The organism is Stenotrophomonas maltophilia group sp. Smal13, assembly GCF_030236855.1.
Classification (GTDB): Bacteria; Pseudomonadota; Gammaproteobacteria; order Xanthomonadales; family Xanthomonadaceae; genus Stenotrophomonas; species Stenotrophomonas maltophilia_A.
In genome coordinates this window covers 36,911-61,605 of sequence record NZ_JASJSQ010000003.1, presented here as the reverse complement: position 1 = coordinate 61,605, position 24,695 = coordinate 36,911, and the positions used below count along the sequence as shown (strand labels likewise).

General features: G+C 67.2%; 23 protein-coding genes. 8 read left to right on the top strand and 15 right to left on the bottom strand.

Going from position 1 to position 24,695, the window contains the following annotated elements; genetic code table 11:
* Window positions 1-104: 104 nt before the first annotated feature.
* The 6 genes from QRO95_RS02175 to QRO95_RS02150 form a co-directional block, all read right to left on the bottom strand.
* Window positions 105-668 carry a DUF3916 domain-containing protein gene (locus QRO95_RS02175; RefSeq protein WP_050509862.1) on the bottom strand — a complete coding sequence of 188 codons (564 nt, stop codon included), beginning with the start codon at window positions 666-668 and terminating at the stop codon, window positions 105-107.
* Between the two features lie 140 nt (window positions 669-808).
* Window positions 809-1,147 (bottom strand): hypothetical protein, encoded by a 339-nt coding sequence (locus QRO95_RS02170; protein ID WP_032129876.1) that lies wholly within the window; start codon window positions 1,145-1,147, stop codon window positions 809-811.
* A 77-nt stretch (window positions 1,148-1,224) separates the two neighbouring features.
* Complete coding sequence (locus tag QRO95_RS02165; protein WP_032129875.1) at window positions 1,225-2,166, bottom strand: DegV family protein; 942 nt, start codon at window positions 2,164-2,166, stop codon at window positions 1,225-1,227.
* Window positions 2,167-2,261: 95 nt separating this feature from the next.
* Window positions 2,262-2,894 carry a 2-hydroxychromene-2-carboxylate isomerase gene (locus tag QRO95_RS02160; RefSeq protein WP_049400251.1) on the bottom strand — a complete coding sequence of 211 codons (633 nt, stop codon included), beginning with the start codon at window positions 2,892-2,894 and terminating at the stop codon, window positions 2,262-2,264.
* Between the two features lie 20 nt (window positions 2,895-2,914).
* On the bottom strand, window positions 2,915-4,177 hold the full coding sequence (locus tag QRO95_RS02155; protein ID WP_121504402.1) for an amidohydrolase family protein: 1,263 nt from the start codon (window positions 4,175-4,177) through the stop codon (window positions 2,915-2,917).
* Window positions 4,177-5,586, bottom strand: a complete 1,410-nt coding sequence (locus tag QRO95_RS02150; RefSeq protein WP_049462465.1) for an amidohydrolase — start codon at window positions 5,584-5,586, stop codon at window positions 4,177-4,179. Before QRO95_RS02150 ends, QRO95_RS02155 begins: the two co-directional genes overlap by 1 nt.
* A 151-nt stretch (window positions 5,587-5,737) precedes the next feature.
* On the opposite strand from QRO95_RS02150, the gene QRO95_RS02145 reads away from it, so the two are divergent.
* On the top strand, window positions 5,738-6,514 hold the full coding sequence (locus QRO95_RS02145) for an AMP nucleosidase (RefSeq protein WP_005414446.1): 777 nt from the start codon (window positions 5,738-5,740) through the stop codon (window positions 6,512-6,514).
* Between the two features lie 43 nt (window positions 6,515-6,557).
* Window positions 6,558-7,097, top strand: a complete 540-nt coding sequence (locus QRO95_RS02140; protein ID WP_006384394.1) for a DUF924 family protein — start codon at window positions 6,558-6,560, stop codon at window positions 7,095-7,097.
* 76 nt (window positions 7,098-7,173) lie between these two features.
* On the opposite strand, the gene grxD is transcribed toward QRO95_RS02140, so the two are convergent.
* Window positions 7,174-8,100: a Grx4 family monothiol glutaredoxin gene (grxD, locus tag QRO95_RS02135; protein WP_049421809.1), complete on the bottom strand. Its 927-nt coding sequence runs from the start codon at window positions 8,098-8,100 to the stop codon at window positions 7,174-7,176.
* A 59-nt stretch (window positions 8,101-8,159) separates the two neighbouring features.
* Here grxD and QRO95_RS02130 point away from each other — a divergent pair, with 59 nt between their 5' ends.
* Window positions 8,160-8,939, top strand: a complete 780-nt coding sequence (locus tag QRO95_RS02130) for a polysaccharide deacetylase family protein (protein WP_285301557.1) — start codon at window positions 8,160-8,162, stop codon at window positions 8,937-8,939.
* A gap of 26 nt (window positions 8,940-8,965) precedes the next feature.
* On the opposite strand, the gene QRO95_RS02125 is transcribed toward QRO95_RS02130, so the two are convergent.
* Genes QRO95_RS02125 through QRO95_RS02115 form a run of 3 tightly spaced genes read right to left on the bottom strand, consistent with a single transcriptional unit; the run spans window position 8,966 to window position 11,582 of the window.
* Entirely contained in the window at window positions 8,966-9,682 is a 717-nt protein-coding gene (locus tag QRO95_RS02125) for a class I SAM-dependent methyltransferase (RefSeq protein WP_049400245.1), read from the bottom strand.
* A gap of 4 nt (window positions 9,683-9,686) precedes the next feature.
* The gene (locus QRO95_RS02120; protein WP_032129868.1) at window positions 9,687-10,304 is read right to left on the bottom strand and encodes an SGNH/GDSL hydrolase family protein; all 618 of its coding nucleotides are present in this window, start codon (window positions 10,302-10,304) and stop codon (window positions 9,687-9,689) included.
* A 3-nt stretch (window positions 10,305-10,307) separates the two neighbouring features.
* Complete coding sequence (locus QRO95_RS02115) at window positions 10,308-11,582, bottom strand: pyridoxal phosphate-dependent aminotransferase (RefSeq protein ID WP_005414441.1); 1,275 nt, start codon at window positions 11,580-11,582, stop codon at window positions 10,308-10,310.
* 114 nt (window positions 11,583-11,696) lie between these two features.
* Here QRO95_RS02115 and rsgA point away from each other — a divergent pair, with 114 nt between their 5' ends.
* Both rsgA and QRO95_RS02105 read left to right on the top strand, forming a co-directional pair.
* Window positions 11,697-12,806, top strand: a complete 1,110-nt coding sequence (rsgA, locus tag QRO95_RS02110; protein WP_032129866.1) for a ribosome small subunit-dependent GTPase A — start codon at window positions 11,697-11,699, stop codon at window positions 12,804-12,806.
* Window positions 12,807-13,033: 227 nt separating this feature from the next.
* Complete coding sequence (locus QRO95_RS02105) at window positions 13,034-14,287, top strand: flavohemoglobin expression-modulating QEGLA motif protein (protein WP_285301556.1); 1,254 nt, start codon at window positions 13,034-13,036, stop codon at window positions 14,285-14,287.
* Between the two features lie 506 nt (window positions 14,288-14,793).
* On the opposite strand, the gene QRO95_RS02100 is transcribed toward QRO95_RS02105, so the two are convergent.
* The 5 genes from QRO95_RS02100 to QRO95_RS02080 form a co-directional block, all read right to left on the bottom strand.
* Window positions 14,794-17,091 (bottom strand): TonB-dependent receptor, encoded by a 2,298-nt coding sequence (locus QRO95_RS02100; protein WP_285301555.1) that lies wholly within the window; start codon window positions 17,089-17,091, stop codon window positions 14,794-14,796.
* Between the two features lie 137 nt (window positions 17,092-17,228).
* Window positions 17,229-17,765, bottom strand: coding sequence for a hypothetical protein (locus QRO95_RS02095; protein WP_121504408.1), 537 nt, complete (start codon window positions 17,763-17,765; stop codon window positions 17,229-17,231).
* Between the two features lie 151 nt (window positions 17,766-17,916).
* A complete protein-coding gene (gene phbB, locus QRO95_RS02090; RefSeq protein ID WP_005419193.1) occupies window positions 17,917-18,657 on the bottom strand; it encodes an acetoacetyl-CoA reductase in 741 nt (246 codons plus the stop codon).
* A 24-nt stretch (window positions 18,658-18,681) separates the two neighbouring features.
* A complete protein-coding gene (locus QRO95_RS02085; RefSeq protein WP_032130486.1) occupies window positions 18,682-20,010 on the bottom strand; it encodes a CitMHS family transporter in 1,329 nt (442 codons plus the stop codon).
* Between the two features lie 75 nt (window positions 20,011-20,085).
* The gene (locus QRO95_RS02080) at window positions 20,086-21,225 is read right to left on the bottom strand and encodes an OprO/OprP family phosphate-selective porin (protein WP_032130484.1); all 1,140 of its coding nucleotides are present in this window, start codon (window positions 21,223-21,225) and stop codon (window positions 20,086-20,088) included.
* A 242-nt stretch (window positions 21,226-21,467) separates the two neighbouring features.
* On the opposite strand from QRO95_RS02080, the gene QRO95_RS02075 reads away from it, so the two are divergent.
* Genes QRO95_RS02075 through QRO95_RS02065 form a run of 3 tightly spaced genes read left to right on the top strand, consistent with a single transcriptional unit; the run spans window position 21,468 to window position 24,593 of the window.
* On the top strand, window positions 21,468-22,157 hold the full coding sequence (locus QRO95_RS02075) for a response regulator transcription factor (protein WP_285301554.1): 690 nt from the start codon (window positions 21,468-21,470) through the stop codon (window positions 22,155-22,157).
* Complete coding sequence (locus QRO95_RS02070) at window positions 22,150-23,541, top strand: sensor histidine kinase (protein ID WP_285301553.1); 1,392 nt, start codon at window positions 22,150-22,152, stop codon at window positions 23,539-23,541. Before QRO95_RS02075 ends, QRO95_RS02070 begins: the two co-directional genes overlap by 8 nt.
* Window positions 23,538-24,593 carry an ABC transporter substrate-binding protein gene (locus QRO95_RS02065; RefSeq protein WP_285301552.1) on the top strand — a complete coding sequence of 352 codons (1,056 nt, stop codon included), beginning with the start codon at window positions 23,538-23,540 and terminating at the stop codon, window positions 24,591-24,593. The genes QRO95_RS02070 and QRO95_RS02065 overlap by 4 nt, the downstream gene beginning before the upstream one ends.
* The last annotated feature ends 102 nt before the right edge of the window (window positions 24,594-24,695 follow it).

Here is a 24,695-nt window from a genome sequence, read left to right as displayed (position 1 = left end):
GGGCCATGCCCGGCGGCTTGGTAGTTGCCAACCTTGGTTGGCAGCTTTCTCCAAAGCGCCAACCAGGGTCGGGTTCTACCAGGGGGCGCTCGCGTGGGTATCCATTAACGCCGGTCGGCAACCTCACCGAAGTACCAGTGCTCACCCTCGAATTCTTCATCGTCATCGTCGGCGGGGATGCTGATTCTCAGGCCTCGCTCCTCAACACCCTCTGGAAGTTCGAGCCCCCATTCGTCGGCAAGGCTGCGCGAGGTGATCGCAGTAAGCTGTCCATCCGTCGATGTGGCCACATGGCCCTGGAAATAGGCTTCGTCCAGGTAAATGCACAGCTCGCTTGCAAACATCCCCGGCAAGGTAACGCAGCAGGTCACGCGAAGTTGGACATGCGACGCAGGCCGCGATTGGATCAGGTTGGCGCAGGCATTTATCAGGGACTGCGCACAGGCCTGCTGGATCTTCTGCGTAGTGGCTGGGGGGTCAATCAGGCCTGCACGCGTGGGAATCTTGTAGTTCCAGTAGCGGGATCGGTTCTCCAGTTCCACTGAGCAGGGAAACGTGCCTTTGAGACTTTCAGCCCAATGCTGCAGGTCGCGCAGTCGGCGTGGGGCATCGCGCAGCTTTTTCAGGCCACGCGTACCCGGCCGGGTGATGGGATTGATGTTTCTCATCCCGGCAGTGTGCCAGCCACTTGATCGGTGCGCTGGAAAGCGCCAACCAAGGTTGGCATCTACCAGAGCACGCCCATCGGCGCCGGGCCGATCACGACGTGCGGGCGGTAGCGCCGGGCCATGCCCGGCGGGCGGTTGCCTCAACGCACGTCGCGCAGTTCCCAATGGTGGCCTGCCAGCAGGCGCAGGCGCTGCTTGAACACGTCACTGTCGATGCGGGTGGTGGCCACCAGGTTGATGCGCAGGTCCTTCTGCTCGCCGGTCACGGTGGCATCCGGGTCGGTCACGCCCCACTGCGGTTCCACCGCATCCGGGTCAGGCTGCTTGGCCTTCCAGCGCTCGAACAGGCTGCCATTGCGCAGCGCATCCTGCAGCTCTTCGGCGAAACCGGCGGCGCCCTGCGAATGGAAGGACAGGTCAGGATCGTTGCCGCGGGCCTTGGACGGGTCGGGCAGGCTGATGTGGTACTGCGCAGGCATGGAGTTCTCCTTGAAGTGCGGGAAGACTGGCATAACCGCGGTGGAATCGATGTGCAGATCCGCGCCGCGTCGGGGCCTCACTCGAACCGATGCGGCCCATCGGCGAAGCCCACGGTGACCGCGCCCTTGCCGACGTTGACCATGCCGGTCAGGCTCATCACCGATTCGTACACGGTCACGCCATGGGTGGCGCAGACCTCTTTCAGCTGTGCATAGCCGGGCAAGGTGCGCAGCTCTTCCAGCTCACCGCCGTAGCTGACGCACACCGTCGGTGTCATCAGCCCGGCGCGTACGCGCTGGCCAACTACCGCGAACAACTTCTGCACGGCGTTGTCGAAGCCCTTGATCTTGGCCACCGGTCCGGTCTCGCCGCGGTAACCGTGCAGCACCGGCTTGATGTCCAGCGCACTGCCCAGTGCGGCGCTGAGCAGGCCGACACTGCGGTCGCCCTTGTGCCGCGCACGCGCGCGCATGTAGTACAGGTCACGGGTGACCATGTAGCCGTGCACGTTGCTGGCCAGCTCCTCCAGCCGCTCGCGGATCTGCTGCACGCTGGCGTTGCTGTCGCGCAGGCGCACCGCTTCCACTGCGGTCACCGCCTGCGCGGCGAACAGGTTCTGGGTGTCGAGCACGCGCAGCGCGAACGGCGAGTTGTAACCCGCTGCCTGCCGCACCGGCTTGTAGTCGTTGAGGATGGCGAAGCTGGCCTGCAGCGCGTTGTCATGGATCGGGCTGCGGGTCTTGGTGATGGTCATGCAGAACACGTGGTCGTAATCGATCACCAACTGCTGCAGGAACAGGTCGCGGATCTGGTTGACGCTGAAGGGGATGGTTTCCGCTTCAGCACCGTGTTCGGCCACGTGCGCGTGCAGGAAGCTCAGTGTGGCCTGTTCATCGCGATGATCGGCCAGCACCGCTTCGCCGATGCGTACGGTGATCGGCAGCAGCACGATGTTGTGGGTGGCGATGAAGTCCGGCGGCAGGTCGCAGGCCGAGTCGACGACGATTCCGATGCGCATCCGCGGCTCCCCCTCCAGGGCGGTTGTAGGTTCGGAAACGTGAAATCTATCTCAAATCCCAGCCAGGCGCGCGAGGGAAACGCGCCACGCCCTGTTCAGCGACTGCGCTGCACCGCCACCGGCAGGGTGGCCAGGCGCAGCCATTCGGGCTGCCGCAGCAGGTCAGGATCGGCCAGAACGGCAGCCATCAGCGGGTGCGCGTCGTTGCCCCAGAACAGCTCCTCATCGATAGCCAGGGTCGGCACACCGAACACCCCGGCGCCAATTGCGGCCTCGGTGTTACGGCGCAGCTGCTCCTTCACCGCCGGGTCGGCGATGGCGCTGGCGACATCGTCAATACCCAGCTGTGCGGCCGGTTCGCGCAGGGCGTCAGGGCTGTCGGCCGCGTTGCCGTCGCGCCAGATCCAGTCGAACAGGACGTCCACCGCCTGCACGCTGGCACCGGCGGCCAGGCACAGGCGCAGGGCGGGCAGCGGGTTGAACGGATGGCCGGGCGGGAATCGCAGCGGTGTGCCCTCGGCCTGCGCGGTCCACAACAGCTGGCGGTAGATGAAGCGGCGCTTGGCCGGAATCTCGGCCGGCCCTAGGTTGCCCAGGTGATGCAGCACCGCACCGAAGGCGATCGGCACGGTCTGGATCTGCGCGAACTGCGGCAGCTGCTTCAGCTTCTGCCAGTGCAGGTAGGAGTAGGGCGAGATGAGGTCGAAGTACCAGCGCAGTGTCGCCATCGGTGTGTCCTCGTGTGCGGTCAGGGCTGCGCGTTGCGCTGCAGGTAGCGGTCACGCAGTTCGGTCTGGCGCGAGCGCATCGGCATCGCACGGCCGCCCAGCCAGACCTGCTCGGCATAGTGCGCCACGTCCAGCGGATCGCCCTCCCACAGCACCAGGTCGGCGCGCTTGCCCGGCTCGATGCTGCCGATCTGGTCGGCCACCCCGAATGCCTGTGCAGGCACCCGGGTCAGCCCAGCCAGGCCATCGGCCCACGGCAGACCGTTGGCCACCGCGTTGCCGGCCAGCTGGCGCATCTTGCGCGCGTTGTGGGTGGCGTCACCGCGCTGCACGAAGGAAACCGCCACGCCGGCACGCTGCAGGCGCGCGGCGTTTTCCAGGGTGGCGCCGAGCTGGTCGAAGCTCGCCGGCAGGTTGGCCAGCACGTCGACGAACACCGGCACGTGCGCGGCGGCCAGCTCCGGGGCCACCTGCCAGGCTTCGCTGGCACCGGCGATGGCGATCTTCACCTTTTCGCGGGTGGCCCAGCGCAGCAGCTGGCGGATATCGGCGGCGCGATCCACCTCCACCACGATGCGGCCCTGGCCGGCCAGGTAGCGACTGAGCGTGCGGCGTCCGGCCGGCGTCAGCAGCGCGTGCGGCGAGTCCGCAGCCACCTGGCCGCGTGCTTCGTCGATCATCTGCTGCAACAGCATCCATTGCGCGGCGCGCGAATGCCCGGTCAGTTCGGAGGCGGCCGCGCCGATGCGCAGGAACAGGGCACGCGGGCCGATCGGATCGGTGCTGCCATCGAGCCGCATCACGCCGCCCTGGCCGGCCACGAAACCACCGCCGGTGGCAGCGCCCAGCGCAGTGAAGCCGAAGCCTTCCAGGCGCGTGACCGGAATCAGCACCGAGGCCGGGTTGTAGGCGAGCGTGACGTCGAATTCCGGGCGCAGCGGCTGCTCACCGAGCTTCAACGAACTGTCCACCGTGCTTGATTCACCCGAGACCTCTTCGATACCGGTTTCGGTGATGCCACCAAACAGCGCCGGTGTCAGGGGACGGCCATTGGCCTCGACCACGCTGGCGCCGGCCGGCGCCGACAGGCCGTTGCCCACCGCGCGGATGATGCCGCCCTGCACCAGCACATCGGCGTTCTGCAGGCTGCCACGCGTGCTGGCCGTATGCACGGTCGCGTTGCGCACCAGCAGGTCCTGCGCCGAGGCTGCGGTTGTCATCAACAACAGCGCAACCAAGGTAGCGCCGGGCCATGCCCGGCGACGCTTGTTCAACACGCCCATCAGCGCACCTCCTGGCCAAGCTGGAAATCGGAACGCGGCGTCGCTGCCGGTGCACTGCGGTCGTACAACCTGCGGCCATCAATGAAGACCTGCTCGGCCAGCGCGTACGAGCTGAAGGGATTGCCGTTCCAGACCACCACATCGGCCATCTTGCCGGCCTCCAGGGTGCCGGTCTGGCCTTCAATGCCCAGTGCCTTGGCGGCGTTGGCGGTCATCCAGGTGATGGCATGTTCGGGCGTGATCTCCGGCATACGTGCGCGGCGCGCGGAGGCCATCACCTTGGCCGCTTCCTGGTTCAGGCGCTGGATGCCTTCGGGTGAGTCGGAGTGGACGATGGCGCAGCTGTTCTTCGGCCGGTCGACCAGCGCGATGTTCTCCGGGATGCCGTCGAAGGCTTCCATCTTGAAGCCCCACCAGTCGGCCCACAGCGCACCGCAGACGCCGTCGGCGGCCAGCCGGTCGGCCAGCTTGTAGGCCTCCACGCCGTGGTGGAAGGCGGCTACCTTGAAGCCGAATTCCTTGGCCAGATCGAGCATGGTGGCCATCTCGTCGGCGCGGTAGCAGTGGATGTGCACGCGGATGTCGCCTTCGATCGCACCGGCCAGCGTGTCCAGCTTGAGATCGCGCTTGCCGCCGGCATCACCGGCGCTGTCGCCCTTGTCGCTGCCGAACCAGCCCTTGCGCTTGGCCGGCTTCGGCTTGTTCTTGGCGATGTAGTCGGCGGCATCGATGAAGGCGGCGCGGTAGCCGGCCACGTTGCCCATGCGCGTGGCTGGGGTCACGCCCTTGCCTTCGCCATAGACCCGCTTGGGGTTCTCGCCGCAGGCCATTTTCAGGCCCCAGGGTGCACCGGGGAACTTCATCGCCTGGTAGGTCACCGCGGGTACGTTCTTGAGGGTCACGCCGCGGCCACCCACCAGATTGGCCGAGCCCGGCAGCACCTGCATGCTGGTCACGCCGCCGGCCAGCGCGGTGGCGAAGCCCGGGTCCTGCGGCCACACCGAGTGTTCGGCCCAGACGTTGGCGGTGACCGGTGCGGTCATCTCGTTGCCGTCGCTGTGCGCGCCGACGCCGGGGCTGGGGTACACGCCCAGGTGCGAGTGCACGTCGATCAGGCCAGGGGTGACCCACTTGCCCTGCGCATCGATGCGGGTGACACCGGCATCGGCCTGCAGTTGGCGGCCGACGGCGACGATGCGGCCCTCGCGCAGCAGCACGTCGGCATTGTCCAGGCGCTGGCCGGTGCCGGTCAGCACGGTGGCGTTCTGGATCAGCACCGGCGCATCGGGATGCGCCTGGTAGGTGCTGGGGTAGGGATCGGCGACGAAGCGCGAGGCGCCCACCGCCGGAGCCGTGCTCAATGAAAGCAGTGCCAGGGCTACCCCGGCGCGCAACAACGTCGATGCCATGCAGTTCCCCTTGCAGCTGGTCCAACCGCCGACGCTAGCCCGGAGGCGGCGGGCTTGCCAAGTGACCTTCTTCACAGGCCTGTCGACGGTGGCTCGACGGCACCGGCCGGGTGGCTGAAAATACCCGGTCCCCCGCCGTACCGGACTGCCCATGAAGAGCAAGCAGGAAATCGTCGACAACTGGCTGCCGCGCTATACCGGCGTACCGCTGGACCAGTTCGGCCAGCACATTCTGCTGACCAACTTCGGCGGCTACCTGCATACGTTCTCCGAGCTGACCGGCGCGCCGGTCATCGGCCTGGACCGGCCGATGGCCAGTGCCACCATCGATGGCATCACCATGATCAACTTCGGCATGGGCAGTCCCAATGCCGCGATCATCATGGACCTTCTGTCGGCGGTGATGCCCAAGGCGGTGCTGTTCCTGGGCAAGTGCGGTGGTCTCAAGCGCAAGAACCAGCTGGGCGACCTGGTGCTGCCGATCGCTGCGATCCGTGGCGAGGGTACCTCGGGCGACTACCTGCCGCCGGAAGTACCGGCGCTGCCGGCCTTCGCGCTGCAGCGTGCGGTTTCGACCATGATCCGCGACCTCGGCCACGATTACTGGACCGGCACCGTCTACACCACCAACCGCCGGGTCTGGGAGCACGACGAGGCCTTCAAGGAGCGGCTGCGGGCGATGCGCTGCATGGCCATCGACATGGAAACGGCCACGGTGTTCGCCGCCGGCTTCGCCAACCACATCCCCAGCGGCGCGCTGCTGCTGGTTTCGGACCAGCCGATGATCCCGGACGGGGTCAAGACCGAGGCCTCCGATGCCAAGGTCAGCTCCCAGTTCGTGGAAAACCATATCCAGATCGGCATCGAGGCGCTTAAGCTTATCCGGCGCAACGGCAAGTCGGTCCGCCACCTGCGCTTCGACGAATGATGATGAAGGCCGGGCGCGGGGCGTCCGGGCCTGGGAGTAGGTAATGGACGTTGCCGCGCAAGTGGTGGAATTCTGGAAGGAGGCGGGCCCTGCGAAGTGGTTCGCCCGCGACGACGCGTTCGACGCGCAGTTCCGCCAGTTGTTTCTGGATGAGCATTTCGCCGCCGCTTCGCGCGGGCGCGAGCATTGGCTGGGCAGTGCCGAAGGGGCGCTGGCCCTGATGCTGCTGCTGGACCAGTTCCCGCGCAACTGCTTCAGGGGCACTGCCCATTCCTACGCCACCGATGGCCTGGCCCGGCATTACGCCATGCGTGCCATCGAGGAAGGCCTGGACCTGCAGCTGGTGCCGAAGCTGCGCGCCTTCATCTACCTGCCGTTCGAGCACTCCGAGGATCCGCTGGACCAGGACCGCTCGGTGGCGATGTTCGACGTGCTGGGTGACAAGGAATACCTGCAGTACGCCGAACTGCACCGCGACATCATCCGCCGTTTCGGGCGCTTCCCGCATCGCAACGCCGTGCTGGGCCGCATCCCCACGCCGGAAGAACTGGATTACCTGGCCGAAGGCGGGTTCGCCGGCTAAGAAAAAGGGGACGGAGGGGATTAAGTCGTTTATGGCAAAAACGACTTAATCCCTCCGTCCCCTTTTTCAGTGCCGATCAGTACTTCGGCACGCCGTTGTCCACGTCTTCCGACCAGGCGTTGATGCCGCCGGTGACGTTGAACACCTTGGTGAAGCCGAGGGCGCGGAACTGCTCGGCGGCCTGCGCGCTGCGGCCACCGTGGTGGCACATGAAGGCCAGTGCGGTGTCCTTCGGCAGGGCTTCCAGCGCGGCGCGGCCGTTGCCGTCGAAGCTCTTGAACGGTACGCCGACGGCTGCGATGGCGCGCTCGTCGGCCGGGCGCACGTCCACCAGGGTGATGTTGCCGGCGCGCACCAGGTCGTCGGCATCGCGCACGCTGATTTCCTGTACCGGCTTCGGCGCGTTCGGGTTGTCGATGGCCAGGCCCTTGCCGCGGATGTCGTCCACCCAGTCGATGGTGATGCCGTTGGCGCGACGGGCGCTGGCCAGGTCGAACTGCACGCGCAGGCCGTTGGACTCGGCGGCAATCGCGCCTTCGTCGTGCGGGGCCAGCTGGAAGTTCGGCTGGAAACCGGCGTCGATGGACAGCTGCAGGGCCGCGCCCGGGGCATCGGCCAGCGCGCCCTTGAGCATTTCCACGGCTGCCGGGGTGACGGTGATGCTCGGCGGGGTACGGTCCGGCGCAGCCAGGCCCAGCACGCTGCTCAGCTCGCCGCTGGCGGCCATCTGCAGCACGATGTCGCTGCCGCCGACCAGTTCGCCGTCGATGTACAGCTGCGGGATGGTCGGCCAGTCGCCGTAGGCCTTGATGCCTTCACGGATTTCCTGGTCGGCCAGCACGTTGACGTGGGCGAACTCGACGCCGAGGTCCTGCAGGGCGCCCACGGCCTTGGCCGAGAAACCGCACTGCGGCATCGACGGCTGGCCCTTCATGAACAGCACGACGCGGTTGGCGTTGAGGATGGATTCGATGCGCGAACGCAGGGCGGGATCGAGGGACATGGACGTCGGGGTTCCGGGAATTCGAATCATCAATTCTAACCCCCATGGCATCATGGGGGATGAGCAACGCAGGAACATTGCATCGCATCCCGGCCCGCCCCTGGCGCTGGCTGCCCTGGCTGGTGGCGTCGCAGCTGGTCGTGATCCTGGTCTGGGCCCTGGACGGCTGGCAGTGGGGGCTGCCGCTGATGGTGGCCAGCCACGCATTGTTCATGGTGCCGGTGTTCCTGCCCAACAGCCGCTTCTATGCGCCGGTGCTGAGCCGACTGCCGGAGGCCGGTAACACGGTATGGCTGACCATCGATGACGGCCCCGGTCCGGAAACCCGCGCCGTGCTCGACCTGCTGGACCGCCACCAGGCACGCGCCACCTTCTTCCTGGTGGGGGAACGTGCGCTGGCACAGCCGGAACTGGTGCAGGAGATCCTGCGCCGTGGCCATGACCTGGGCAATCACAGCCACAGCCATCCGCAGGCACGCTTCTGGCGGCTGGGCCCGGCGGCGATGCGCGCCGAGATCGAGGGCTGCCAGCATGCCCTGCAGGCGGTAAGCGGCCAGCCGGTGCGCTGGTACCGCTCGGTGGTGGGCATGACCAATCCGTTCGTGGCGCCGGTGCTGCAGCGGTTGGGGCTGGTCCGGGTGGGCTGGAGTGCGCGCGGCTACGACGGCGTCGGCTGCACGCCGGACGGCGTGCTGGCACGGCTGCTGCCGGATCTGCGCCCGGGCGCGATCGTGCTGCTGCACGAAGGTGCCGCCCATGGGCACAACCTGGTGATCATCGAGCGCGTGCTGCAGGCGCTGCACGAGCGCGGGCTGAAGGCGCAGCTGCCGGCCGGATAACCGGTAGCGCCGGGCCATGCCCGGCGCTACCGGATGCGGTGCGCCACCAGCAGCCAGCTGTTGAACGGGGTACGCCCGTGCAGCGGCCGGGGCGACGTCACCTGCAATCCGGCCTCGATCAATGTCGCCTGCAGCACCTGCGGATCGGGATAGTGGCGCGGTCGTGTGCCCATCCAGCCGATCAGCCAGGCCAGCCGGTCGGCCACCCGTGTGGTGCGGTCGCGGCCATCGCCGGTGGCCAGCGGTGTACGCAGCAACAGGCAGCCGCCGTGGGCCACCTGTGCGCTGGCCGCGCGCAGCAGGGCCTGCTGTGGGCCCGCGTCCAGATACTGAAGCACGTCCAGCAGCAGGACGTGCCCGGCCTGCGCCGGCAGCGGCGCCTGCACATCCACGCAGTCGAAGCGCACGTCCTGCAGGTCGGCGGCAGCACGTTGCGCGCGGGTGATCTTGCCGGCATCCACGTCCACGCCCAGGTAATGCTGGGTACCGCCGCGCTGGCGCAGCACATGGGCGAACAGGCCCAGCCCGCAGCCCAGGTCCAGCACCGGCTGCCCATCGTCAGGCAGATGCTGCAGCACGCCGTCGTACAGCGGATCGCTGCCGAGCTTGCCGCGGGTGTAGTAGTAGTCGCGGCGGCTGCCCCAGGCCTGCGCTGGCCGGAATGCTTCTGCGATCAAGCGGGCCTGCGGGGCGGTCAGGGGCGTGCAGGGCAGGGGCGGGCCGTTCCGTGGCGTGCCGTCCATCACCTCAGTCCGTGCCGCCAAGCAGATGCGCGGCCACCGGCAGGGCGCGCGCGCTCCACAGCGCGTACATCCGCGCCGAAGGATGCAGGCCGTCCTCGGCAATCATCGTCGGGTCTTCGCCCTGCGCGCGGCTGATATCGGTGATGTCGACGAAGGCCACGCCCTGCTGGGTGCTGATCACCTCGGCAGCCGCATTGAATTCGTCGGTCTCGATCTCGATCGTGGCCAGGTCGCGGCCACTGCCGGCGCCGAACGGGGTCGCACCCCAATCGGGGAAGGACAGCACCAGCACGCGGCCGGCATCACCGCCAGCGAAACCGATGGCCCGCTGCAGCAGCGCCTGGAACTGGCTGCGGTATTCGTCCAGCGGACGCCCACGGTACTGGTTGTTGACGCCGATCAGCAGGCTGACGAAATCGAACGGCCCCTGCGGCGCGGCCGCATCGATGCCCGCATCGAGTTCGTCGGTGGTCCAGCCGGTAGTCGCAATGGTCTGCGGATCGGACAGCTCAGTGCCCTGTGCACGCAGCGCGGCAGCCAGCTGGTGCGGCCAGCGGCCTTCGACTGCAACCGCTTCACCGATGGTGTACGAATCGCCCAGCGCCAGGTAGGACAGGGTCACAGGTCAGGCCACCGAACGGCGCGGCTTCAGCGGCACGACCTTGGTCGCGTCCTCGGCACGCCGTGCCAGCACGCGGTCGATGCGCGCGAACACATCGCGCATCACCGAGGCTTCCGGCATCAGGGTCACGCGGAAATGGTGGCGGTAGGGCACGTTGAAGCTCGAGCCCGGCACCACCAGCACGCCCTCGTTGTTCATCAGGTCCAGCGCGAAGTTGTGGTCGTCGAAGCCCTTTGCCGCAGCGCCGACCACGGCCGGGAACGCGTACAGCGCACCGGCCGGCGCGACCAGCGACAGGTGTTCGCTGGCTTCGCAGGCTTCGATCACCGCACGGCGGGTTTCGTACAGGCGGCCGCCCGGCGTGCACAGCTCGGAAATGGTGTCCGGGCCGTTCACTGCGGCCTCGATGGCGTACTGGCCCGGCACGTTGGCGCACAGGCGCAGCGCACCGAGCAGGTCCAGCGCCGCGCGGAAGTCACCCAGGCGGGCATCGTCGCCGCTGAGGTGGGCCCAGCCCACGCGCCAGCCGCAGGCGCGGTGCACCTTGCTCAGGCCGCTGAAGGTCAGGCACGGATGATCACCGGCCAGCGGTGCGACCGGCTGGAACACCGCGTCGTCGTACAGGATCTGGTCGTAGATCTCATCAACCAGCAACAGCAGGTTGTGGCGGCGCGCGATCTCCACCACGCGCTCCAGCAGTTCGCGCGGGTAGCTTGCGCCGCTGGGGTTGTTCGGGTTGATCAGCACGATGGCGCGGGTGCGCGAGGACACCAGCGTCTCGATCTCGCTCGGGTCCGGCTGGAAGCCGTTCTCCGGTGCGCAGCGGTAGTACACCGGGCGGCCATCGTTGAGGATGGTCGAGGCCGACCACAGCGGGTAGTCGGGCGAGGGCACCAGCACTTCGTCGCCGGGATTGAGCAGCGCACGCAGCGACAGGTCGATCAGCTCGCTGACGCCATTGCCGAGGAAGACGCGGTCCGGGTGCGCATCGGGCGCGCCACGGCGGGCGTAGTAGCTGGCGATCGCTTCACGCGCGACCGGCAGGCCCTGCTGGTGCGTGTAGGGGTCGGTGCGGCCCATGTCGTCGGCGATCGCACGCTGAAGGTGCTCCGGCGCGCGGAAACCGAAGGCGCCGGGATTGCCGATGTTGAGCTTGATCAGCTTGCGGCCCTGCGCCTCCAGCTCCCGGGCTCGCCGCGCCAGTTCTCCGCGGATTTCGTAGCGCACTTCGGAAAGGCGCTCGCGGATGGCCAGGGGCTTGGGCGAGTTGGTGGACATGGGAGCTGGGCCGTCAAAAGGCATGGGGCTTCCATCCTACCGGAATTGCTGCAATGCATGGCAAGGGCTCCGGGCCCGTCATTGCTGGGCTGGCAGGGCGCCGGCACAGGTAGAATGGCGGCGATGACCCAGACCCCCGATTTCATCGCCCTGCAGACCATTGGCTGGCCCTGGCCGGGCCCGGCGCAGCAGGCCGACTGGCAGGCCGCGATGGCCGCACATCCGCAGGCCCGCCCGGCACGGGTGATCGAACAGCACCGCACCCACTACGTGGTGGCTGATGGCCCGGATGCGTCGATCAAGGCCGAGTCCCTGCCGGAATGGCAGCGCCCGCGCTTCCCCAGCCATGAACGGCCAGCGGTGGGTGACTGGGTGCTGCTCGATGGCATCCGCATCGTCGCCCTGCTGCCGCGGCGTACCGCGATCAAGCGCGGTGCGGCCGGCGAGCATTACCACCAGCAGGTGATCGCCGCCAACATCGATACGGTGTTCATCGTCTGTGGCCTGGATGCCGACTTCAATCCGCGCCGCATCGAACGCTACCTGCTGCTGGTCGGTGGTGGCGGTGCAGAACCGGTGGTGGTGCTGACCAAGGCCGACCAGACCGAGTACAGCGAAGACGCACTGGCGGTGCTGGAAGAGCTGGAGATGCAGGGCATCGCGCTGCATGCGATCAACGGCCTGGATGCCGACAGCGTGGCGGTGCTGCAGCCGTGGCTGGGCCCGGGCCGCACGGTGGTGCTGGTCGGTTCTTCCGGTGCCGGCAAGTCCACGCTGACCAACACCCTGCTCGGCGAGCAGCGGATGAAGACCAACGCAGTGCGCGCCAACGATTCGCGTGGACGCCACACCACCACGCACCGCGCGCTGATGCCGCTGCCGACCGGCGCCTGCCTGATCGACACCCCCGGGATGCGCGAGCTGAAGCCGACCGGCGAAGAGACCCTGTCCGAGGGTGGGTTCGCGGACATCGAAGCGCTGGCCGCACAGTGCCGTTTCAACGACTGCAAGCACCAGCAGGAACCGGGCTGTGCCGTGCGTGCAGCGATCGAGGCCGGCGAGATTGAAGAGAGCCGGCTGCTGAACTACTTCAAGCTGAAGGAAGAAGTGGCCGCCGCTGCCGCCAAGCTGGCGGTCCGCCAGGCCGAAACCGCGCAGGAACGCGGCGGCAAGAAGGGCAAGGGCCAGCAGTTCCGCCCGGCTGGCAAGCCGCGTAGGCGCTGATCGGTATCGCGGGGTCGGATCCCATTGCACCGCAATGGGCTCTGCCCCCTGCAATGAACCTGCGTCTGCCTGCTTCGGGTGGGTGCCAACTGCCCGTTCCTGGTAGGTGCCAACCTTGGTTGGCACGGATGTATCCGACGCCCGCCTTCGGCGGATGCCAACCAAGGTTGGCAGCTACCCGATCCATTGCACCTACCAACGTGCGGGCAGGGCGCTATAGTCCGCGCATGGAACCGACTGCGACGCTGGACCGTGACGTGGCCCACCATGCAGCGCTCGATGCGCGCCTGGTCGAGGCCGTGGGAGGCATCCGCCTGCTGGGCCTGACCAGCTGGCCAGCCACGGTGCAGGCACCGTTCCTGGACAGCGTGGCGCGTGGCCAGCCGGTACTGCCGAAGGTGGATTACCCGAAGCTGGATTTCAGCGAGGAACGTCGTGCGCTGGCCGCGATTGCCGCCGACTGCGACGACAGCCATCCACTGGGTCACTACGTGCGGCAGTCAGCGCAGAGCTGGGACCTGGCCGCACAGCTGCTGGAAGGGTTGGGCACGGCTGCGGTCGACTCCTGTTCGGTGCAGCTGTTCGGCGCCCCTGAGCAGCCGTTGCCGGGCAATGGCCCGAGCACGCGCGAAGCGGCGCGCCACTTCATCCAGATCGCCGCCGAGCTGGACCACGAACTGCTGGCACCGGAAGAACAGGTGCCGGTCTCGGCCATCGCGCTGCAACTGCAGCTGCAGAACGATCTGGACGCGTTCTTCGAATCGCGCATCATCCAGGTACAGCTCGACCCGGAGCTGGTGTCCAAGGCCGCCGCCGGCCCGACCCGCATCCGCCTGCGCACCAGTGCACGCTTCAGCGCCTACGACCGCGCGCAGCTGTTCCACCATGAAGCGCTGGTGCATTCGCTGACCGCCCTGAACGGCCGCGAGCAGCTTGTGCTGCCCAGCCTGGCACTGTCCTCGCCGCGGGTGACGGCAACCCAGGAAGGGCTGGCCACCTTCGCCGAGCAGATCACCGGCAGCATCGACATCGAGCGCCTCAAGCGCATCAGCCTGCGTACCGAAGCGATTGCGATGGCCCGCGAAGGCGCCGATTTCATCGAGGTGTTCCGCTACTTCTGCGATGCCGGGCAGAACGCCGAAGAGAGCTTCGCTTCGGCGCAGCGCGTGTTCCGTGGGGTACCGCCGAGTGGCGGCCTGGCCTTCACCAAGGACACGGTGTACCTGCGCGGCCTGGTGTCGGTGCACACGTTCTTCCGCCACATGCTGGCCGAGGACCGCCTGCAGGTCTGCCGTTGGTTGTTCGCGGGCAAGATGAGCCTGACCGATGCGATCGCGTTCGCGCCGTTGTTCGAGTCCGGTGTATTGAAGCCGCCGCGTTGGCTGCCGCACTGGATGAGCCGGGCGAACGGCCTGGCCGGCATGCTGGCGTTCTCGCTGTTCGCCAACCGGATACGGATGGACCAGCTGGCGCCGGAATGAAATGCGTTGGCGGACCCGCCAGCGCCTGCCTGCTATCGGTGGGGAGGAGGCGGGGCACCCTGGCCAGGACACGCAAAAGCCCCTCCATGGTGCTCGATGGCGCCTTGCTCGCGTGCGCTGTCCTGCGCACACGGCAAGACCGGGGTTGGGCGTCCTGCCCAACCCGCCAGTCGCATGCGACTGGCCCATGGCGCCAACGGTCCTGGCCAGGGTGCCCCGCCTCCTCCAGACAGTTTTCTGCGGGCGCGGTAGCAGGTCCACCAGAGGGATTGCGCTTGAAAAGCAAAGAGCCGGGCAATGCCCGGCTCTTTGCTTTTGCTCTTCTTTGCCCTCCGCACCGTGGCGCGGGAAACCGTCGAGCAGGGTTGGATGGGCCGGCGCAGGACCGTTGGCGCCATGGATGGCGCCATCGAGCCCCATGGATGGGTTCACGGCGTGTCCTGCGCCGGCCCATCCGGCCCTGCCCCCCGACGACAATCAAGACGCCGCGGGGCAACGCTTCTGACTTAGAACTCCGCCGCCACCGTCATGAACAACTGCCGCGGCGCGCTCGCATGGATCGCATAGCGCTTGCCCTCCGGATCGGTCGGTGCGAACGAACTCAACTGGCCCGCATAGCGCTTGTTGGTCAGGTTGGTCGCGTTCAACGACACCCGCACATTGCGCAGGCCCAGGCCCGGGCCGAAATCGTAGCCCGCACCGGCGTCGAAGGTGGTCACGCCCGGCACCGACTGGTCGTTGGTGTAGGTGTAGTAGCGCTTGCCGGTGTACTTGGCACGCAGGCTGGCGAAGAAGCCATCGCGGTTCCAGCTGATTTCACTGGAGGCCATGCGCTGCGGCGTATCCACGGTGATCTTGCCGGCCACCGGCACCACCGCGCCGCCGGACAGGTAGTCGTCCTCGTAGGTGGTCTTGTTCCAGGACAGCGCGTTGTACCACTGCAGGCCGTCGATCGGCTTGAGGATGAAGGTCAGTTCCGCGCCGTAGCTCTTCACCGAACCGACGTTGATGAAGCGCGTCACGCACTCCGGACGCGTGCCGACTTCGATGCTCGAGCACGGGTTCAGCGACAGCAGGCGGTTGTCGAACTTCACGTTGTAGCCCGCGATCGACGCCTGGTACTTCTCACCGAAAGTACGGAAGCCGGCTTCCAAGCTCTTGGACTTCTCCGGCTCCAGCCCGGCGCTGGCCGCGAACGATTCCGGCGACACCTGCAGCGGGCCGCCGCTGCCACCACCGACGAAGGCGGCGATGTTCTCGGCGTAGGAGGCGAACAGCTCGTTGTTGGCGTTGAGCTTGAAGCCCAGGCCCAGCTGCGGCAGCACCGATTCCTTGGCGGTCAGCGTGCCCGAGGCGATGCTGGTTTCCACGCCGGGGTTGGCGGTGGCGCGCATGCGGGTGTTCGGGCTCTTGATGCCCACATCCACGGTCAGGCGCTGGTCCAGGAAGCGCATGCGGTCCTGCACGTAGAACTGGCGCGTGCGGATGTCGAAGTCCTGGTTGAACAGCAGGCGGTCCGGGTTCTTCAGGTACAGGTCGTCCAGGAACGGGCCGCTGATGTAGTAGAAGTTGCGCGAAACGTTATGGTCGTTCTGCTCGTACCACAGGCCGGCTTCCAGTTCGTGGATGCCCACCGTCCACGACAGCGCGGCGGTCAGGCCATCGCGGTTGATCGTGTAGTTGGTGCTGCGGATCGAAATCGGCAGCATCTTGTCGGTGCCGGGGTAGGACGGCTGGCCCGGTGCCCACCAGTGGCCCTGGCCACGGTTGTCGTGGTGATAGGCCAGCAGCTTCAGGCGACCCTGCTCACCCAGGCGCAGGTCAGCATCGACCGAATAGAGGTTGTCGTCACGCAGTGCACGGCTCTGGTAGTACGCATCGTCGATGCTGGTGACGCCACCGCTGAACTTGCACTTGCTGCGGTCCAGAGTTCCCGGCGCGCAGTACGCAGCAGCCACGGCTCGATCCCAGTCCGGTGCGTAGATGTTCCAGTCATAGCCCAGGCCGCGGGCCAGCATGTCCTTGGACAGGTAGGCGTAGTTGGCCTGGCTGGCGCGCGAGGTGGCCACGAACGCACCGAAACGATGGTCGCCCACGTTCCACACCGCCTTGGCGTTGAACTGGCGAGTGGTCTGGTTCTGGTACGGCGCAGCCCACATGTCCTGGTCCTGGTGCACGCCGGACACGTAGGCCGAGAAGCCGTTGATGTCGCCGGTATCCACGCGCAGGTAGCCACGGCGCTGGCTGTTGTCGCCAACGGTGACGCTGGCGCGACCGCCGAATTCGGTGGACGGGTCCATCGAGAAGTACTGGATGGTGCCGCCCAGGTTGCTGGTCGAGGCCACGCCCAGCGAACCGATGCCCTGCGACAGCTCGGCACCGGCCAGGTTCTCGGCGATGATCGCGCGGGCGATGCTCAGGCCGTTGTAGTTGCCGTAGCTGTTGTCGCCCAGCGGGATGCCGTCCAGCGTGTAGCCCAGGCGGCTCTTGTCGAAGCCGCGCAGGCTGATGGTCTGCGATTCTTCGTTGGCGCCGAAGGCGTCGTTGGACTGCACCGACACGCCCGGCAGGCGATCGAGGATCTTCTGGCCGCTGGTGCCCGGCGGCAGCACCTGCTTGTCGACGGCGGTGATGCGCTGCACCTGGCGGGTCTCGCCCTGGCCGATCACGGAGACGGTATCCAGCGTCTGCGCGCTCAGCGCGGCATCGGTGCTGGTGCCGGCATCGGCGGCGGTGGCGGCATGGGCGCTGGCGGCGGCGGAGAGCGCGATCGCCACGGCGATCGTCAGGTGTCGGGTCTGCATGGTGGTCCGTTGCATTGGGGGTGGTCACCGGCACGCGTGCGCGGTGCATGGCCACTATGCGAACGGAACATGAAACCTTCTTTACGGAAAACCAACGAACGATGCGGGGCAGTGGTGTGCGTCCTGCAACATTCTTGTCATGGCGGCGATGCGTCTGCCGGCTTGAGGATCACCTCCGCGACGCACGTGTGATGCAATCCGGGAAAGAGGTAGCTCACCCATCGGTCCGGGGCCGGGTAGCTCAACGTCAATGCCTGCTCCGGGGCGTGGCCTGAAGGAGGAAGAACATGCGCTGGCGCGGCCTGGCGCTGGACGATCTGCCGACGCGTCACACAGACGCCTCCGACATCCAGGCGCACGGAGTGCACGTGCTGGCGATCGGCCTGCAGCAGGACTATGCCGCCGGTGATCCGAAGCGGTGGGGACAGGGCCACCGGCGGCAGCGTGATGCCCGGCAACGCATAAGGTGTTTCGATGACGGCCGCTGTCGCCGGCAGCATGGCGCGAAGGTCTTCCAGACGTGCCGCGCGTGGCAATGGTGCGCCCCAGCTGTGGGTCAGTTCGACCAGACGATCGGCCTGCACATCGTCAGCCATCGGCAACTGGTCGGGTGCGGCCGCCGCACACAGTGCAGGCAGCAGGATCGCAAGGTTTCCCCACCACAGACGCTGCATGGGCGAAGTCCCGGTGCACGGATGCTGCCGGTATAGCACGCAGCCGGTACAGGCAGAAAAAAGATGGGGCCGGATCCCCCTCGCAAGCGAAGGTTCACCGGCCCCGCGCACTCCGTGGGGGAGGCGGTCCACGCGCTGCCTGGAGACGGGCTCAACCCATGTACAGGCCACCGTTGACCGGATAATCGGCGCCGGTCACGTACGAGGCTTCGTCCGAGGCTAGCCACGCGCACAGGCCGGCTACTTCCTCCGGGCGGCCGAGGCGGCGCACGGGCACCGAGGCGGCCAGCCGGTCCAGCACATCCGGCGGGAAGCTGCTGATGGCCTGGCTGGCGATATAGCCCGGCGACAACGTGTTGACGGTGACCCCGCGTGAGGCCACTTCGGCGGCCAGCGCACGGCTGAAACCATGCATCGCGGCCTTGGCGGTGGCGTAGTTCACCTGGCCGATCTGGCCCTTGTGGGCGCTGACCGAACCGATGTTGATGATGCGGCCCCAGCCCCGCGTGGCCATGCCGTCCACCACCTGCTTGGTCAGGTTGAACAGCGCATTGAGGTTGGAGGCGATCACCGCGTTCCAGTCTTCCACCGTCATCTGCCGGAACAGCAGGTCGCGGCTGCCACCGGAGTTGTTGACCAGCACGTCCACTTCACCGACTTCGGCGCGGACCTTGGCAAACGCCGCGCTGGTCGAGGCCCAGTCGGTCGCGTTGCCTTCGGAGGCGATGAAGTCGAAGCCCTGTTCGCGCTGCTCGCGCAGCCAGTTGGCCTTGCGCGGTGAGTTCGGCGCGCAACCGGCAACCACGGTGTGGCCGCTGCGGGCCAGGCTCTGGCAGATGGCAGTACCGACACTGCCCATGCCGCTGGTGACGTAAGCGATTCGAAGCGTCATTGCAGAAGGCTCCTTGGTAAGGGGTCAGGCCGCGAGCGGGTACAGGCCGAACAGCAGGCTGCCGACCATCAGCAGCATCGAGATGGCGATGGCCCACTTCAGGGTGAACTTCTGGTGATCGGCGAACTCGACCTTGGCCAGGCCAACCAGCAGGTAGGTGGACGGCACCAGCGGGCTGAGCAGGTGCACCGGCTGACCGGCCAGCGAGGCGCGCGCCATTTCCACCGGGGTGATGCCGTAGTTGCCGGCGGCTTCGGACAGGATCGGCAGCACGCCGAAGTAGAACGCGTCGTTGGACATGAAGAAGGTGAACGGCATCGACGCTACTGCGGTGATCACCGCCAGGTACGGGCCCCACGATTCCGGGATCACCGCCAGGAAGCTGTGCGACATCGCTTCGACCATGCCGGTGTTGTTGAGGATGCCGGTGAAGATGCCAGCGGCGAAGATCAGCGACACCACCGACAGCACGTTGCCGGCGTGGTTGACCACGCGGCGGCGCTGCTCGGCCAGGTTCGGGTAGTTGATCACCAGGGCGATGGCGAAGCCGACCATGAACAGCACCGGCATCGGCAGCACGCCGATGATCAGCGCGGTCATCAGCGCCACGGTCAGGGCCAGGTTGACCCACAGCAGCTTCGGACGCTTGATGTCCTCGGCGTCTTCCACGGTCGGCAGCGGGTTGCTGTCGTCGGACACGCTGTTGTCCATCCAGCTGCCACCCTTGGGCAGGGTCACCACGCCAAGGCGACGGCGTTCCTTCAGGCCCAGGTACCAGGCCAGCAGCAGCACGCCGGCACAGGCGATCACCATCGACGGGATCAGCGGCACGAACACATCGGCCGGGTCCACGTGCAGCGCGGTGGCCGCGCGGGCGGTCGGGCCGCCCCACGGGGTCAGGTTCATCACGCCGCCGGCGAGGATGGTCACGCAGGTCATGTTCAGTGCGTTCATGCCCAGCCGCTGGTACAGCGGCAGCATCGCCGAGACGGTGATCATGTAGGTGGTCGAGCCATCACCGTCGAGCGAGATCAGCATCGCCAGCACGGCGGTGCCGAGCACGATCTTCATCGGATCGCCCTTCACGAAGCGCAGGATCACCCGCACCAGCGGATCGAACAGGCCGGCGTCGATCATCACCCCGAAGTAGAGGATGGCGAACATCAGCATCACACCGGTCGGCGCGATCTTCTTGATGCCCTCCAGCATCATCTCGTCGATGTTGGCGCCGAAGCCGCCGATCAGCGCGAACAGGATGGGGATGGTGATCAGGGCGACGAGCGGCGACAGGCGTTTGCTCATGATCAAGTACATGAACGTAATGACCATGCCAAAGCCGAGGATGCTCAGCATCATCTGCGGACTCCTTGCGAAAACAGGACGTGGGGGAGTGGAAGGGGCCCGGGCGGCATGCCCGGAATATCAGGTCTAGAAGTCGTACTGCAGGCGGCCGGTGACCGCACGCGTGCGGTCCACCGTGATCCCGGCGAGGCGGTCGCGGTTGCGGCTTTCGATCACGTTGAGCATGAAGCGCAGGTTGTCGCGCAGGTACCAGTTGCCACCCAGCGTCCACGCTTCGGTGCTGCCGCGGCGCAGGTCGGCTGCACCGTCGAGGTGCTGTGCGCCCCACATCTGGTCGTAGCGCAGTGCCACTTCGAAGGCACCGGCCTTGTGGCGGATGTCCTTCACCCGCGCGAAGCGGCCGGTCTTGCGGTCGTAGGCGCGGCTTTCGCCGGTGACGAACCAGCTGAGCATGCCGTAGGCGGCCATCACGTCACCGCGCTGCGCGCCGTCATCGAAGGTGGCACCACTGAACTCGCCCTGCCACGACAGCGGGCCGCGCACCTGCGCGTATTCCAGCGACCACTTGTTGACGTCGGTATCGCGGCCAGCGGAGAAGTCGACCAGGGTCAGGCGGCTCTCGTCGGACAGGTGGCCGGCCGGGCGCGGGCGGATCTTCAGGCCCGGGACGCCGTTGGCGCCCGGGTTGTCATAGGCCTCACGGGCCAGCGACAGGCCCAGGTGCAGCACGTCGCCATCGCTGGGCGAGGGCGCCCAGGTGACGCGGCCACCGGCGGCACGGCCCTTCACCTGCCAGGCGTCGATGCTTTCCAGGCTGTAGATGCTGGCCGCCCAGGTGAAGTCGCCGGGGTTGGCCTGCCACGATGCGCCCAGGCGATACAGCGGCGCCAGCGTGGTGCCGGCGTTGCCGCGCTCCAGGAAGCTGCCGTAGTTGGAGCTGGTGCGGTCATCCAGCGAGAAGTACTGCTTGAACTGGCCCACGGTGAGCTTGCCGGCCTTGCCGAAGCTGCGTGCCAGGTACACGTCCTTGGCCTCGACGCGGTCGCCGGAGAAATCGGCTTCCAGCTTGTAGTCGACCACGAAGAACTTGCCGGACACATCGACCCAGGCACGGCGGATCTCGGTGTCATCCTTGTTCGGCGTACCGCGGTTGTCGTTGTCGAAGGTGGCGAAGTCCAGGTGCAGGCGGCCTCCGAGCGAAGCCGTGACCGGACGATCGTCTTCGGCGGCAAAGGCCGGCGCCGACAGGGCAGCCAGCGCCATCATGGCGGCAGGGCGCCGCCAGGCAAACGTGAATTCCACAAACCCTCCCAGGTGCGCGCCAGGCGCGCGGCAATCGTGGGCACCGGACGGTGCGCGGCCGCAGTCTGGGTTGCCGTAGCTGTCATCGTCCTGTCAACGGATTGTGCGGTGCAGCGTAAAACCGGCCACTGCGCTCACTGGGCCACGCCCGGCAAGCGCGGCGGCGGCATGCGGTAGCATTCGTTTCCCCTCCCACCCCCGTGCCCATGCGCCTGCTGCTGGTCGAAGACAACCCGGATCTGGCCGATGCGATCATCCGTCGCATGCGTCGCAGCGGCCACGCCTTGGACTGGCAGGCCGATGGCCTGGCCGCCGCCAGCGTGCTGCGCTACCAGAGCTTCGACCTGGTGGTGCTGGATATCGGGTTGCCCAAGCTTGATGGCCTACGCGTGCTGGCCGGCATGCGCGAGCGCGGTGACAGCACACCGGTGCTGATGCTGACCGCGCGTGATGGCATCGAAGATCGCGTGCAGGCGCTGGACGTGGGTGCCGACGACTACCTGGGCAAGCCGTTCGATTTCCGCGAGTTCGAAGCGCGCTGCCGCGTGCTGCTGCGACGCGCGCGCGGCCAGGCCAGCGAAGTGGTGCAGATCGGCGGCTTCCAGTTCGACAATGCCGCGCACCGGGTCAGCCTCGACGGCGAACCGATCGAACTGCCGAACCGCGAGTACCGGCTGCTGGAGATCCTGGTCGGTCGTCTCGGCCAGGTGGTCGGCAAGGATGAGATCGGCAACGGGCTGTTCGGCTTCGATGATGAGGCCGGTCCGAATGCCATCGAATTGTATGTGGGGCGCCTGAGAAAGAAGCTGGCCGCCGCGCCGCTGCGCATCACCACGGTGCGCGGCGTCGGCTACCTGCTGGAAGCCAGTGACGGCAACACCGATGCCGATGGCTGACGCCCGCGCTGCGAACGCCGCACCGGGCTCGCTGCGGCGCACGCTGCTGCTCTACCTCGGCGCGTTGCTGGCGGTGTTCGCGGTGGCTCTGCTGTTTGCCGCGCGCGGCTATGGCCAGCGCGCCGCCAACCGTTCCTACGATCACCTGTTGGTGTCCTCGGCGTTGTCCATTGCCGATTCGGTGGCCCTGGTCGATGGCCAATGGCAGGTCGATCTGCCCTATGCGGCGCTGGACCTGCTGGCGATGGCCCCGGAAGACCGCGTGTTCTATCGGGTCGCCGACAGCCGTGGCAACCTGATCACCGGCTATGGCGACCTGCCGGCGCCGCCGCGCCGGCCCGGCACGCAACCGCAGCTGTTTGATGCGGCGTACAGTGGCGAGACCGTGCGCTTCGTGGTGGTCGGCCGCAGTTTCGCCGCCGCCTCGGCGCAGGGCGAAGTACAGGTGCAGGTCGGCCAGACCCGGCGTGCGCGTGAAGCGGTCGCGCAGGACATGGTCAACCGCGCACTGCTGGCGATCGGTGTGCTGTCCGGCCTGCTGCTGGCGCTGGTGGCCTTTGGCGTGCATCGCGCATTCCGGCCATTGGTGCGGGTGGAACGCGAGCTGTCACGCCGCGAGCCCTCTGACCTGAAGCCGCTGGATGCCCGTGTACCGCGCGAGATGGACCAGATGGTGGCGGCGTTGAACCGCTTCATGGAACGCCTGTCCAGCAGCAACGAGACCTTGCGTGCGTTCATGGCCGAGGCCGCGCACCAGATGCGCACGCCGTTGGCGGCATTGCGTGCGCAGGCACAGCTGGCGCTGGATGACGACGATCCCGAAGACATGCGGCGCAGCCTGCAGGCGATCGAGCGCAACGCCACCCACATGAGCCGGTTGTTGAATCAGTTGCTCAGCGATGCCAGCGTGATCCATCGTTCGCATCTGCAGCGCTTTGCTGCAGTGGATCTGGCCGAGACCGTGCACCAGGCCCTGCATGAAGCACTGCCGCAGGCCGGCCCGGCACCGCGCGTGCAACTGGCGATGACCGCCGAGCCGGTACAGGTGCATGGCGATGCACTGCTGCTGCGCGAGGCGATCAAGAACCTGGTCGACAATGCACTCAAGTACGGCGGCGACGGTCCGTTGCAGATCGCATTGACCGTGGAAGGCGGGCAGGCCGTGCTGACCATCGCCGACCACGGTGCCGGCATTGCCGCCGCCGATGCCGAACGCGTGTTCGAGCGCTTCGCCCGTGGCGAGGGCGCGCCGTCCGGCGGCGCCGGGCTGGGCCTGGCCATCGTCAAGCGCGTGGTCGACAGCCATGGCGGCCGCATCGATCTCAGCAATCGTCCTCAGGGCGGGCTGATCGCCACCATCCGCCTGCCCCGGAGCAGTCCATGATCCGCCTGTTCACTGCTGGCGTTGCCTTGCTGCTGGCCCTGCCGGTGCTGGCCGCGCCCGGCGATGTGCGCCGTTTTCCCGCACAGGCAAAGACCACGGCGCAGCTGCGCATCCACGGCACCACCGACATCGAAGTGTTCGCGGTGGTCATCGCCGACTACCAGCGGCTGCACCCGGGCACCGAAGTGGTGTACGAGGACATCATCACCCAGGACCTGTACGCGCGGTACCTGCACGACCGCGGCGGACCGGCATCGCCGGACCTGCTGATCTCCAGTGGCATGGACCTGCAGACCAAGCTGGTCAACGATGGTCATGCACTGCCGCACCGCTCCGCGCAGACCGCCGCGCTGCCGGCTTGGGCGCAGTGGCGCAACGAGGCATTCGGCATCAGCTACGAGCCGGTGGTGATGGTCTACAACACCCGCGCGCTGACGGCTGCGAGTGTGCCGCACACGCGCCGGCAACTGCTGGACCGGTTGCGCGCCGAAGGCGCACCCCTGCGGGGCAGGGTCGGCACCTATGACATCGAACGCAGCAGCGTCGGCTACCTGCTGTCTACGCAGGATGCGCAGCGTGGCAGCATCGCCGGTGCGCTGCTGGGCGCGCTGGGCGACAACGATGTGGTGCGCGAGGAGCGCACCGGCGTGCTGCTGGACAAGGTGGCCAGCGGACAGCTGTCGCTGGTCTACAACGTGCTCGGCTCTTACGCGCAGGCGCGCATCGACGCGGGTGCTCCGCTGGCGATTGTGGAGCCCGAGGACTACACGCTGGTGGTACTGCGTACCGCGGTGATTCCACGCACCGGCCCACACCCGGAAGAAGCCCGGCGCTTCCTCGACTACCTGTTGTCGCCGCGTGGCCAGCAGGTGCTGTCACGCGAGGCACGGCTGATGCCGATCGTCACCGGCAGCGCACGTGGCGACGATGCGCCCGGCCGCAGCCGCCGCCCGATCCAGCTGGGCCCGGGCCTGCTGGTGTACCTGGATGCACTCAAGCGCCGCCAGTTCCTCGATGCCTGGCGCAGCAGCGTGGAGCCGGCAGGGCGCTAAACCTAGGTGCCATTCCCGCCGATATCCTGTTTCCAGTCGTGTGAGGAATGATCATTGGGAAGGCTGAAGGACAACTTCGAAGACGTGGAAATGATTGGCTCA

What these genes read in the sequence shown, in the direction of transcription:
- grxD (WP_049421809.1), bottom strand. Translation starts at nt 8,100, where the DNA reads ATGTCCCTCGATCCCGCCCTGCGTTCGCGCATCGAATCCATCCTCAAC.
- QRO95_RS02125 (WP_049400245.1), bottom strand. Translation starts at nt 9,682, where the DNA reads ATGGACGGCACGCCACGGAACGGCCCGCCCCTGCCCTGCACGCCCCTG.
- QRO95_RS02070 (WP_285301553.1), top strand. Translation starts at nt 22,150, where the DNA reads ATGGCTGACGCCCGCGCTGCGAACGCCGCACCGGGCTCGCTGCGGCGC.
- QRO95_RS02150 (WP_049462465.1), bottom strand. Translation starts at nt 5,586, where the DNA reads ATGGCATCGACGTTGTTGCGCGCCGGGGTAGCCCTGGCACTGCTTTCA.
- QRO95_RS02080 (WP_032130484.1), bottom strand. Translation starts at nt 21,225, where the DNA reads ATGATGGCGCTGGCTGCCCTGTCGGCGCCGGCCTTTGCCGCCGAAGAC.
- QRO95_RS02140 (WP_006384394.1), top strand. Translation starts at nt 6,558, where the DNA reads ATGGACGTTGCCGCGCAAGTGGTGGAATTCTGGAAGGAGGCGGGCCCT.
- QRO95_RS02075 (WP_285301554.1), top strand. Translation starts at nt 21,468, where the DNA reads ATGCGCCTGCTGCTGGTCGAAGACAACCCGGATCTGGCCGATGCGATC.
- QRO95_RS02095 (WP_121504408.1), bottom strand. Translation starts at nt 17,765, where the DNA reads ATGCAGCGTCTGTGGTGGGGAAACCTTGCGATCCTGCTGCCTGCACTG.
- QRO95_RS02145 (WP_005414446.1), top strand. Translation starts at nt 5,738, where the DNA reads ATGAAGAGCAAGCAGGAAATCGTCGACAACTGGCTGCCGCGCTATACC.
- QRO95_RS02130 (WP_285301557.1), top strand. Translation starts at nt 8,160, where the DNA reads ATGAGCAACGCAGGAACATTGCATCGCATCCCGGCCCGCCCCTGGCGC.
- QRO95_RS02170 (WP_032129876.1), bottom strand. Translation starts at nt 1,147, where the DNA reads ATGCCTGCGCAGTACCACATCAGCCTGCCCGACCCGTCCAAGGCCCGC.
- QRO95_RS02105 (WP_285301556.1), top strand. Translation starts at nt 13,034, where the DNA reads ATGGAACCGACTGCGACGCTGGACCGTGACGTGGCCCACCATGCAGCG.
- QRO95_RS02160 (WP_049400251.1), bottom strand. Translation starts at nt 2,894, where the DNA reads ATGGCGACACTGCGCTGGTACTTCGACCTCATCTCGCCCTACTCCTAC.
- QRO95_RS02115 (WP_005414441.1), bottom strand. Translation starts at nt 11,582, where the DNA reads ATGTCCACCAACTCGCCCAAGCCCCTGGCCATCCGCGAGCGCCTTTCC.
- phbB (WP_005419193.1), bottom strand. Translation starts at nt 18,657, where the DNA reads ATGACGCTTCGAATCGCTTACGTCACCAGCGGCATGGGCAGTGTCGGT.
- rsgA (WP_032129866.1), top strand. Translation starts at nt 11,697, where the DNA reads ATGGCGGCGATGACCCAGACCCCCGATTTCATCGCCCTGCAGACCATT.
- QRO95_RS02175 (WP_050509862.1), bottom strand. Translation starts at nt 668, where the DNA reads ATGAGAAACATCAATCCCATCACCCGGCCGGGTACGCGTGGCCTGAAA.
- QRO95_RS02065 (WP_285301552.1), top strand. Translation starts at nt 23,538, where the DNA reads ATGATCCGCCTGTTCACTGCTGGCGTTGCCTTGCTGCTGGCCCTGCCG.
- QRO95_RS02165 (WP_032129875.1), bottom strand. Translation starts at nt 2,166, where the DNA reads ATGCGCATCGGAATCGTCGTCGACTCGGCCTGCGACCTGCCGCCGGAC.
- QRO95_RS02155 (WP_121504402.1), bottom strand. Translation starts at nt 4,177, where the DNA reads ATGGGCGTGTTGAACAAGCGTCGCCGGGCATGGCCCGGCGCTACCTTG.
- QRO95_RS02100 (WP_285301555.1), bottom strand. Translation starts at nt 17,091, where the DNA reads ATGCAGACCCGACACCTGACGATCGCCGTGGCGATCGCGCTCTCCGCC.
- QRO95_RS02085 (WP_032130486.1), bottom strand. Translation starts at nt 20,010, where the DNA reads ATGCTGAGCATCCTCGGCTTTGGCATGGTCATTACGTTCATGTACTTG.